The organism is Rothia sp. HMSC062F03, from assembly GCF_001836905.1.
GTDB classification, from domain to species: Bacteria; Actinomycetota; Actinomycetes; order Actinomycetales; family Micrococcaceae; genus Rothia; species Rothia mucilaginosa_A.
Map to the genome: position 1 here is coordinate 1 of NZ_KV830889.1, position 286 is coordinate 286.

Annotated in this window: 1 protein-coding gene; it reads right to left on the minus strand. The window is 53.1% G+C overall.

Features of this window, described 5'->3' with window-relative positions; all coding sequences use genetic code 11:
• Positions 1 to 282: IS3 family transposase (locus HMPREF2674_RS06565; protein WP_256370785.1), on the minus strand; the 282-nt coding region annotated here is incomplete at its 3' end.
• Positions 283 to 286 lie beyond the last annotated feature (4 nt).

The following is a 286-nucleotide window of genomic DNA, read 5'->3' on the forward strand; positions in this document are numbered from 1 at the left end:
CTTACCAAAGGAAAGCTTAAACTCGGTAACGTCAGTACCCAACTTCTGCCAAGGACCATCAGCCTTGAAATCACGACCGATAATGTTCTCAAACCTTTGCCCCACATCCCCCTTATAGGAGTTGTACCTATGGTAGGGCCTCTCACGGCGTATACCGCAGCGCAGCCCCATCTGACGCATCATCTTCAAAACCGTCTTATCAGCGATACGCTCCCCTTCCTCAGCGCGCAGGCACATGGCCACCTGCCTGTGACCACACCCGTTAGGGGTACGCGAAAAAATCTGG